The sequence below is a fragment of the Paenibacillus pinihumi DSM 23905 = JCM 16419 genome, from assembly GCF_000422505.1.
Classification (GTDB): domain Bacteria; phylum Bacillota; class Bacilli; order Paenibacillales; family Paenibacillaceae; genus Paenibacillus_D; species Paenibacillus_D pinihumi.
Map to the genome: position 1 here is coordinate 21086 of NZ_AULX01000038.1, position 10481 is coordinate 31566.

Here is a 10481-nt window from a genome sequence, read left to right on the forward strand (position 1 = left end):
ACATGAATTTGGTTACACTTTATCAATGTTGAGTTGATCATATCATAGTCCCAACAGGAAAGCAAATCATTCATCGCTAAAATTTTTAAATAAAGGGCTGATGTTATTTTTTCAGGAAACAGTCTTAAATAATAACTATGAACATATTATTTTATAAACTATATTCTATCGATTACGGAGGTCATCCAATGTTGAATACGAGTGTAAGATGGGTCACGGTATTATTGCTGGGCGTGCTGCTGCTTCCATTCTCCTCTAATGCTGTATACGCTGACAGTGTGGATGCACAGGAAGACAACATTCATTTCATTATTAATGGACAAGTATACCAGCACCCTGAGAATGAGCCTGCCCCTTATGTAAACGAACAGAACCGGACCATGGTGCCGGTAAGCCTGTTCGTCAAAGCGATGGACCTGCCCGGTTACTCCCTTCGGTGGGACGAGCATACCCAAATGGCTGAAATCGAATATGGCTCACACTCACTTACACTCACTAATGGATCCTCTGAAATTATAATTAACGGCCATAAGGTCAAATTGGATTCCAAAATTGAAATGAGACAGGGCCGGGTGTTCGCACCTGTACGCACGATTACGGAGGCCCTGGGCGGACATACAGACTGGGAGCCTTTCCGCAATATCATCTATGTGACGACCGAGCTGCATGCCTCTGCGGCCCCGTCTCCAGAGCAAGCCAAGGCTATTATTGAGGAACAAGCCTCTGCCGTACTGGAGGCACTGGCAGCGCAGGACTATAAAACATTGTCCGAACAGGTTCATCCGAGAGGTGTCCGTTTCTCTCCATTTACCTATGTAGACGCCTTGGATCATGTGGTGCTCGGCCGGGAGGAGCTCGCCAGCGCAAATATTGCGGACAAAGTCTTTCTCTGGGGATTCTATGACGGGAGCGGAGAAGATATCGATTTAACTTTGGACAGCTATTATAAAGAATTTATTTATCCGCATGATTACCGGGAAGCGGCTTATGTCAGCTACAATGCACAGATCTTCCACGGTAATATGATCAATAACGCTTCTAAAGTTTATCCGGGCGCCATTATTGTCGAATATCATTTTGATGGCATCAATCCTGAGTATGCAGGCCTGGACTGGCGTAGTCTGCGGCTGGTGTTCCAACCAGATCAGGGTCAGTGGTATCTGGCTGGCATAATTAACGATCAGTGGACCACTTAGCTTCTAATCTGGACAAAAACATACAGCATGAATATTAGGAATTTTAACATAAGCAGGTCATATCCGAGCGATGAAGTCCGGCTTTAGAATGGAACATTCGTTTACATGTCAGTAAACGAACAAAAAAGGCTTCTGCCCGGGGTATGCCCCAGGCGGAAGCCTTTTGACTTTGTGAATATGTTTATATTAAGACACAGCAGCTCCCTCGCTGCTCTGAAGCTGATACATCCGGTAGTACCGCCCCTGCAATGCCATCAATTCCTCATGTGTTCCCCGCTCCACGATATGTCCGCGGTGTAAGACAAGAATGCGGTCTGCATCTTTAATTGTAGAGAGGCGGTGGGCAATAATGAATGTTGTGCGGCCATGGCGCAACACCCCAAGCGCTTTTTGAATAATGGATTCTGTCTCACTGTCAATGCTTGAAGTCGCTTCATCCAAAATCAAAATTGCCGGATCAAAAGCCAGTGCACGCGCAAAAGATATCAGCTGGCGCTGTCCGGCCGACAACGTTGTTCCCCGCTCAACGACCGGTTCCTGCACCCCGCGCGGCAGCTTGCCTACAAACTCCGCCGCTCCGACCTCTTCCAGTGCACGCTGTACTTTGGCCTCATCCATTTCTTCATTATATAAGCTCACATTAAACCGGATATCTCCTGTAAACAGAAACGGGTCTTGCAGCACGATACCCATATGGCTGCGCAGCGCCTGCCTCGACATGTCAGCTATATCAGCACCATCGATAAGAATCTGTCCCGATTTCGCCTCATAAAATCCAAGCAGCAAATTCATAATCGAGCTTTTGCCCGAGCCGGTATGACCAACCAGTGCTACCGTCTCTCCCCGGTTCGCTTCAAATGAGATGTCCTTCAGTACCGGCTGGTCCGGATGATAGCCGAAGGTCACCCCTTTGAACTCCACATGTCCCTGTGGTCTTGGCAATTTCGGACTTGTTTCAACATCGTTTCCCGGCTCATCCATCAGCTCAAATACCCGTTCGGCAGATACAACCGCACGCTGAGCATTCATTAATTGATCGAAAATCCCGATAACGGGCTCAAAGATCCGGCCTAAATAATCAATAAACGCGTAGAAGACCCCGAAGGAAATCGCGCCTTCCAGCGACCCGCTGCCGAAATACCAGATAATTATCGCCGTGAAAATCCGGCCTACAAAATAAACGGCATTTCGCCCCGAAAAGGCGAAAATTCGGAATTGGGTACGCTGGTTCTGGTACCGGTCCTCATTCAGCCGCTCAAACTCATCCTGGACTGCCTTCTCTCTGCGGAATACTTGAAGGACCGGCATGATTTGAATAACCTCGCTGAGCATCGCATTCATTTCCGCCAGTCTGGCACGAATTGCTGCCACATACTTGCGTGAGTATTTCAGATGAAGCACCATGACCACCGCATAGATCGGCATCAGCAAAAAGCAGAGCAGTGCCATCCGCCAGTCCAAAAACAACAGTGCTCCATAGACACCCAATATATTCAAGCCGCTGACGACAAAAGTCGACATGAAGCTCATATACAATTCCTTGATATTCTCTGTGTCATTGGCAACACGCGAGACCACCTGCCCGATTGGCGTGTTGTCAAAATAACGGACCGGCATCCGGTGCAAATTGCGGAATACATCCATGCGGATACGCTGTACAACGCGCTGGGCCACGGCTTGAAGCATGTAGCTCTGCGTAAAATTCAGTACACTGGCTGCAATCGCAAGCAGAATAATCAGCCCAATCAGAAGCAGAACCGGACGCATGTCATGGCTGTAAAAATCCGCGGACTCCGAAGCAGTCAGCCTTACGCTGCCGTACAGGGCGCTGTTCAGTACAAAGCTTGCTCCCTCCTGCTTAATATGTACGACAGGATAAGCATTCAACGCATCCCGTTCACCCGTATTCAGCCAGTCCGCACGAATGAATGCTTGCTCCCGGTAATTCACATGTTTAATAGAAGGTGGCGCCTGGTCTTGGGGAAGCTCTACCCACTCGCGTTCAATGGCGAGGATATGGTCATCAATAATCACTTTTGCAATGTACGGCCCTGCCAGCTGTGCAGCCATCGCTACAATTAAAATGACAAGCGCAACAATCACCTGCCGCTTGAACAGCATGACATAGCCCAATAACCGTCTTGCTACGGAAGTATTATGCGGCTTGGTCATAGCTCCTCCTTCTCGTCCGTCAGCAGGGCTTGCTCCAGCTTCTGCCTGTTGTATTGCAGACAGTACCAGCCCCCAAGCTGCATCAGTTGTTCATGGGTACCCGATTCAATAATACGGCCGGTCTCCAGCACAATAATTTGTTGCGCATGAGCGACTGCTGTCAGCCGGTGAGTCGCAATCAGTGTAGTCCGTCCTTCTCGGGTGCGCCGGATTTGCTCCAAAATCGCATGTTCTGTACGGGCATCCACCGCAGATAAAGCATCATCAAGAATGAGAATATCAGGGTTTGTCAACAGTGCCCGGGCAATGCCAACCCGCTGCTTTTGTCCCCCGGACAAGGCTACCCCATTCTCACCAACGATGGTTGAGAGCCCCTGATCCATCTGTTCGATATCCTGCTTCAGAAAAGCAAGATCCAGCACATTTGTCAATTCTTCAGCCGTAGCTTCAGGCTTGCCGAGAGCAATGTTCTCCCGGATGGTCCTCGACTGAAGCAGATGCTCCTGCGGCACATAACCAATCCAGCTGCGGACATTATCAATGGATATGTTTTCAATCGGAACGCCGTCAATCAGAAGGCTGCGCTCCGAAATCGGATACTGCCTTAACAGCTGCTTGAGCAGGGTGCTTTTGCCGCTTCCTGTGCGACCGACGATGCCCAATGTTTCCCCGCGGCGGATTGTAAGGGTCAGGTCCTTGAGACTGTCTGCACTCCCCTCCGGGTAGCGGAATGTCAGTCCTTTGAATTCAATAAGGCCCGGATGAACGATCTCTACTGCCTTCTCTGTATCACTAACCTCCTGGCGCTGCTCCAAATTATCCTGAATACGGTTAATGGATGCGTTGCCCCGTTGCAAAATATTAATGAATTCGCCAAAGGCAATCATCGGCCATATGAGCAGTCCCAGGTAAATATTAAACGTAACCAGCTGCCCCAATGAGATTTCGTTATAAAAAACAAGAAAAGAGCCGTACCCGATTCCGATTGCAAAGCTGACACCTACAATGATAGAAATCGCAGGCTGAAAAAGCGCATTGACAAAAGCGACCTTGATATTCTTGTCCATCACATCGCCTGTCACCCGTTCGAAAGCGTCCATATCCTTCTCTTCTTGTACGTAGGAGCGAATAACACGCATGCCTGAAATAGACTCCAGCACATGGTCGTTCATTTGACCGAAAGATTCCTGGGCAACAATGAAGCGGTTGCGCAAGGATTTGCCCAGACGGCTGATCGCCAGTGCCAGCAGCGGCAGCGGCAGCAGCGCTGCGATCATCAGCTTGAAGCTGACAAACACAATCATGGAAACCATAACAACGGAAGTAATGACCACCGTGTTGACCAGCGTCAGCACCCCGAATCCGGCCGTATTGCTGACTGCCTGAATATCGTTGGATGCCAGTGCCATCAGCTCACCGGAACGGTTCCGTTGAAAGAAAGACGGCGTCATCCGCGTCCAGTGTCCAAACAACCGGTCCCTAAGCTGTTTGTCAAGCAGAGCCGCGCTGCCGAACAACAGATTGTTCCACACATAAAAAAACAGATACATTAAAATGGCGATTCCAAACAGCAGACCAACCGTCTGCATTAGAAGGGCTTCGGTAAGCAGCCCTCCCTTCATCTTGTCAATCGCATCTCCTACGAGACGGGGAGCTACACTGTTCAGGAAGCTTGTAGAAGACATCAGGACTACAGTAAATACGTAATAGAGCCAGCGCTTGCGGAAAAACCAGCCCAACTTCAATATAAACGACAAATGAAAGCCTCCTTATCAGCTATTTCCTTTATTGTACAAGGAAGGTGAATTTTTTAAAACCGAACACGGGTCTCAAAGTTGAATTCGCTATCCTGAATCGGGTACCCTAACAGCAAGCTTTACAATATAAACGACATAGGTGGCGACTTCATGGAACGTTGGCTTGGGAAACTCGGCCGGACAGCCTACAAGCTGCGAAAATGGATTGTGGCGGTATGGCTGATCGTGTTGCTTGGCCTGTCTGTATTTGCGGTACAGCTCCCGGGTGTGCTCAAAGGAAACGGCTTTACGATGAACGGGACATTCAAGGACGTTAACCAGCTGCTCAAGGACCGCTTCAAAATATACGATACAACGATTCTTCTGCTTTTTGAACAGTCTCCCGGTGGAGATAACAACAAGTTCGAGACACAAATCAGGCACACGATGGACAAACTGCTCGAGCTGCCGCTGGAAGGACTGGCATCTGTCGCCTCCCCTTTTGAAGGCAAAGGAATCGTCTCAAGCGACAAGATGATTAAAGGCAAAATTGCTTACAGCACACTAAGCTTTAGCCTGGAATCGAAATATATGAACACCAATCTGGAACGAATTCAAGATACAGTTAACGGGCTGAAAAAAGAAGGCGTATCCGTCACGCTAACGGGTACGCCCATTATTGAGAATGACTTGAACACCGCCAGCCAGGAGGACCTGACACGGGCGGAAATGATAGGGCTTCCGGTCGCCCTGATCGTTCTTCTGCTGGCCTTCGGCGGGCTTGTCGCTGCCGGACTTCCGCTTATCGTCGGACTAATCAGTGTCGTCAGCACGATGGGCGTGCTGTACTTTTTCGGTTTGCAGATGGAGCTGTCTGTGTTCTTGCTCAATGTTGTTGTCATGCTGGGGCTTGCTCTCGGCATAGATTTCGCCCTGTTGTTCGTTAACCGCTTCCGGCAGGAGCTTGCACAGCATGATGCCGAAACAGCTACCCGCATCTCGGTACAAACAGCAGGTGAATCGATTATTTTCTCCGGGCTCTGTGTCTTTATTGGGTTGGCGGCCATGCTGTTCATCCGGGTTGATATTTTCAAGGTGATTGCACTCGGCGGGATGACCGTAGTGCTGTTCTCCATTCTCTCCGCCCTGACGTTGCTTCCCGCATTGCTTTCGCTGCTCGGGCATCGGGTAAATCGGCTTATGATACTTCAGCGACGGGCCCGTTCTTACGAAACATCCCCGGACGGGATTTGGCTGCGCTTTTCACGGGGGGTTATGAAACGCCCTGTTCTTATGGCTCTGTCTGCTCTGCTACTGCTGCTGGCTGCCATGATTCCCATACGGAATATGGACCTGCGGGTACCGGATACGACTTCACTGCCGGAACATTATGAATCGCGGGTTGCTTACAGCTTGTATGAAGATACTTTCCTTGCCAGCCAGAATGCCACTGTAGTGCTCCTGGCACAGGCGCCGGAAGCCTATAACCAGCCGGATGCTATACAGCGTCTGTATCAATTACAGCAAAAGCTGAAGCAGGACTCCTATGTGGTGGATCAGATAGAATCGGTCTTCTCACTGGCTGGCGGAGTAAATGCACAACAGTGGCAGTCGATGCTGCAAAATCCGGCAGCAGCCCCGCAGATCGGTCCAATAAAGGCTGCCATGCTAAGCGGAGATCTCGCTCTGCTGAGAGTTCAGCTAAAGGGAGATAACTTTGCAAAAGCGACCAAAGCATGGGTTAAAAGCTGGGAACGTGAAGATAATGGCCTGCAAATAAAGGTTGGCGGCTATGCCAAGTTCAATCAGGAAATTTTCGATGAAATTTCCTCAAGAGCTGTGTACAGCCTGCTTCTTATTTTTGGCGCGACCTATCTGATACTGCTGTTTGCCTTCCGCTCCGTGCTTATCCCGCTGAAGGCCATTCTGATGAATGCCCTGAGTCTGTGCGCGACCTTTGGCCTGCTCGTCTGGATCTTCCAGGACGGTCTGCTTGGGATGGAGCCGTCGAGCATTGCGCTGTTTATCCCGATTTTCATCTTCAGCATTGTCTTTGGATTAAGCACCGATTATGAGGTGTTCCTAATATCTCGGATTCAGGAGATTTACCGCAGGACGCAGGATAATGATCAGGCAACATTGGAGGGACTGGCGCTGACCAGCAAAATTATTACCTCCGCCGCCGCGATCATGATTGTCATTACCGGCGCTTTTGCTTTTACCGGTGTCATGCCGATCAAGCAATTAGGCGTCGGTATCGCCCTTGCCATCTTGATTGATGCCACGATTGTCCGGATGGTGCTGGTTCCCTCCATGATGAAGCTGCTGGGCAAATGGAACTGGTGGGCTCCCCGCTTTATTCGGGGCCGTGAAGCATCGAATAACCGGCAGAGAGACTGACCTTTTTAAGAATACAAGGCGAGTGTTTCGCTTCTCCAAAATCCTTTCACACTCTGTCTGGTTCAACTTCCACGCGAGATCCCGGGAGGACAGAATCAGCTTCTGTCCTCTTCTTTTGTCTCAATGAATATGCCCTCGACATGCTTGCGGTTCATCAACTTACGTTTCTTGCGGTTTTCCTTGGATTCAAATACGATATCCAGATCATAATTGTCCGGGTACAGCTTGCTTGCCGGAATATACAGCTGCAGCCGCTTGCGATTAATTTTGAGCTTTTGCTGCTTCACGAGCACCCCTACATTTCCCAGATGATCCTCCACTTCGCAAACAATCCCCCGCTGATTCAGATAAGCAATATAGACACTGTCACCCCTCTGCAAAGTCGTCTGCTCCTCATCTGTTTTCTCTTGTTTAATGGAATGAACAGATTGCCTCGCTCTTTGATTAGGTGTGTGCTTGAAATTCAGATGGTCAGAAGGTTTACAAGAAAGCTGATCAGCCGGCTTCCCGGTGGTACCCCAGGCAACGGACGGTTGAGATTCGCTGTTCTGCTGCCGGCCTTCGGGCGGATATTCTGTTGATGCTGGTTGCTCCGTAGGCTGCACAATTCTCTGGTGACGAATACCGGAGATAATGTCGCGTGAGCGGTCAATTATCGCTTCAGGGATACCCAGCTTGGATGCTATGGCAAGCGCGTAGCTTTGTCCAGCCTCACCAATACAGAGACGATACAGCGGCTCAAGCGTTTCCGTATCGAATTCCATTCGGGCATTTTGAAAGCCCCGAGTGGCGGCAGCGAAGTTTTTTATTTCTGTAAAATGGGTCGTCACGACCACTACAGACTCTCTCCTGTGCAACTCCTCCAGCATCGCAATGGATAGACCTACGCCTTCGCCCGGATCCGTACCGGAAGCCATCTCATCAATCAACACCAGAGTAGAGGAATCTGCCGTCGCCAGTACCTTCTTCATATTGCGGATATGTGCGGAAAAGGTGCTCAGCTCATGCTCAATGCTTTGCCCGTCGCCAATGTCTGCGGCCAGCCTGTGGAAAACTGCAAACTCGCTATACTCACGGACAGGAACGAGCAGACCGGACTGAACCATCAATGTCAGGAGGCCGACTGTCTTCAATGCCATTGTCTTCCCGCCTGTATTCGGGCCTGTAATAATCAGCGTAGAATAGCCGTTGCCAATGGCAAAGTCCAACGGTATCATCCGATGGATGAGGAATGGATGACGCGCCCCTTGCAGCTCGATTCGTCCCTCATCATTAAGCCTCACATCATGACCCTGAACATTCACGGCATACCTGCCGCGTGCCAGGATATAATCATAAATGCCGACAGTATCCGCATTGATTCTCAGTTCATTTTCATAGGATTCCGCTAAACCGGTCAACCCGCTTAATACCTTGGTCTCCTCCCGTGCCTCCTCAGCCTTCAGCGCCTGAAGCTCAGATTGCAGGGCGGCAATCTCTGACGGCTCCATAAACACGGTTTGGCCGCTGGAGGACTCATCCAATACAGTTCCTTTGACCAGTCTGCGGTGCTCTTTTTTGATGGGGATCACATACCGGTCTCCCCGCCTGCTAACCAGTTGTTCTTGCATAATGTTCCGGTACTGGCCGATCAAAGAGTCCAGCTTGCGCTTGATGCGATCCTCAGCCGTCGCGATTCTCTTACGTGCCCTGGCCAGTTCCTTGCTCGCCGAATCGACGACCCGCCCGCCGTGAACATTACGCTCAATTTCCCCCAGCAGCTGCTGCATCGCATGCATAGAGGAAGCATAAGCGCTAATTCCAGGGGCAATGGCTGCCTTGGACGCCATATATTTTGTTAGCTGGCGGCAGCTTCGCAAAAACTGCACCAAATGTCCAAAATCCTGCTCGCTGAATACGTAGCCGGTCCCCAACAGGCCCATGATATATTCCATTCCTTCAAGTGAAGGAATCGGCACGCTTGCTCCTTGCTGAAGCAGCTCCTTTGCCTCTTTTGACTCATCCAGATGCTGCCGGATGGCTTTGAGATGCGTCATCGGCTGCAGGCTGCGGACATGCTCCTTCCCTAAATACGATACCGCATAGTGCTCCAACTGCTCCTTGACCTTGTGATATTCCAATCGATCCAATACGGCCTGTTCCATATGTGCTTTCCTCCTGAAATTGAAAATTTTCCCTGTAAAAAATAAAAAAGGCGGAGAATGAACTCATGGTTCATTCTCCGCCTCATATAAAGGGATAGCCGTTCCCGATTTCCAATGTCATTTCATTATCTCTCGTCCTTTGCCACTGTATCTCAGCAACAACAGCGACGAATAAGATAATCAAGCGAAAAACCTGCCCGTCACCTTACTTTTGCAGTGGCGGTTCGCATAGCCGCATGGTCAAACTGGCATCGGCAGTTGCGGTTCGCTTGGAACTTATCGTTCAAAAAAATCCGCGCTGAACTCAGCACGGATTGAATATGACATCAGGAATGGCTCCCAAGGCTTCAATTGATATCCGTAGTTCTTAACCAAATCTCACAGCGGAACCATTCATGAGAAAATAAACATAGCCCTTTTGCAGACCATGCACTAGTCACCCATTGATTCACACTGTATATGAAATTTATTAGTTAAGAACAACCGCCGACATCAAAATCTCTCCTTAATGATAGGGATAGCATTACTATATCGCTACGTCCCTTTGAAGTCAAGGGACGCACAGCCAAAATGTTATTCGTCTGTGATAATGTCATCCCATAACTGTTCTGAGATAATGTCACTATGGGACAGGAGACAATTACGTTGACAAAAGCCGAACTGAAGAAGGTACACGTAGTGGAGAAGATTCTTGAGGGACATATGACGAATGCGGAGGGAGCGGCAGCCTTGGGGATGACGCAGCGCCAGGTCATCCGGTTGAAGAAAAACTACCAGACAGGAGGCGCACAAAAACTTGCCCATGGAAACCGGGGTCGGAAACCGAGCCATGC

The 10481-nt window shown here is 49.6% G+C and carries 6 protein-coding genes; 3 read left to right on the forward strand and 3 right to left on the reverse strand.

The window, feature by feature from the left end; genetic code table 11:
• Positions 1-188: 188 nt before the first annotated feature.
• Positions 189-1196 (forward strand): copper amine oxidase N-terminal domain-containing protein, encoded by a 1008-nt coding sequence (locus H583_RS35325; protein ID WP_051236416.1) that lies wholly within the window; start codon positions 189-191, stop codon positions 1194-1196.
• 186 nt (positions 1197-1382) lie between these two features.
• On the opposite strand, the gene H583_RS0113210 is transcribed toward H583_RS35325, so the two are convergent.
• Both H583_RS0113210 and H583_RS0113215 read right to left on the reverse strand, forming a co-directional pair.
• Positions 1383-3368 (reverse strand): ABC transporter ATP-binding protein, encoded by a 1986-nt coding sequence (locus H583_RS0113210; protein WP_028560889.1) that lies wholly within the window; start codon positions 3366-3368, stop codon positions 1383-1385.
• The gene (locus H583_RS0113215) at positions 3365-5125 is read right to left on the reverse strand and encodes an ABC transporter ATP-binding protein (RefSeq protein WP_028560890.1); all 1761 of its coding nucleotides are present in this window, start codon (positions 5123-5125) and stop codon (positions 3365-3367) included. The genes H583_RS0113210 and H583_RS0113215 overlap by 4 nt, the downstream gene beginning before the upstream one ends.
• Positions 5126-5275: 150 nt before the next feature.
• Here H583_RS0113215 and H583_RS0113220 point away from each other — a divergent pair, with 150 nt between their 5' ends.
• Positions 5276-7504 carry an MMPL family transporter gene (locus H583_RS0113220; protein ID WP_051236418.1) on the forward strand — a complete coding sequence of 743 codons (2229 nt, stop codon included), beginning with the start codon at positions 5276-5278 and terminating at the stop codon, positions 7502-7504.
• A gap of 95 nt (positions 7505-7599) precedes the next feature.
• On the opposite strand, the gene H583_RS0113225 is transcribed toward H583_RS0113220, so the two are convergent.
• On the reverse strand, positions 7600-9648 hold the full coding sequence (locus H583_RS0113225) for an endonuclease MutS2 (protein WP_028560892.1): 2049 nt from the start codon (positions 9646-9648) through the stop codon (positions 7600-7602).
• A 645-nt stretch (positions 9649-10293) separates the two neighbouring features.
• Here H583_RS0113225 and H583_RS0113230 point away from each other — a divergent pair.
• On the forward strand, positions 10294-10481 hold a 188-nt coding region (locus H583_RS0113230; protein WP_028560893.1), incomplete at its 3' end, for a helix-turn-helix domain-containing protein.

Bases quoted from the DNA above. Each gene is read 5' to 3' on its own strand.
- H583_RS35325 (WP_051236416.1), top strand. From the start codon at position 189: ATGTTGAATACGAGTGTAAGATGGGTCACGGTATTATTGCTGGGCGTG.
- H583_RS0113210 (WP_028560889.1), bottom strand. From the start codon at position 3,368: ATGACCAAGCCGCATAATACTTCCGTAGCAAGACGGTTATTGGGCTAT.
- H583_RS0113220 (WP_051236418.1), top strand. From the start codon at position 5,276: ATGGAACGTTGGCTTGGGAAACTCGGCCGGACAGCCTACAAGCTGCGA.
- H583_RS0113225 (WP_028560892.1), bottom strand. From the start codon at position 9,648: ATGGAACAGGCCGTATTGGATCGATTGGAATATCACAAGGTCAAGGAG.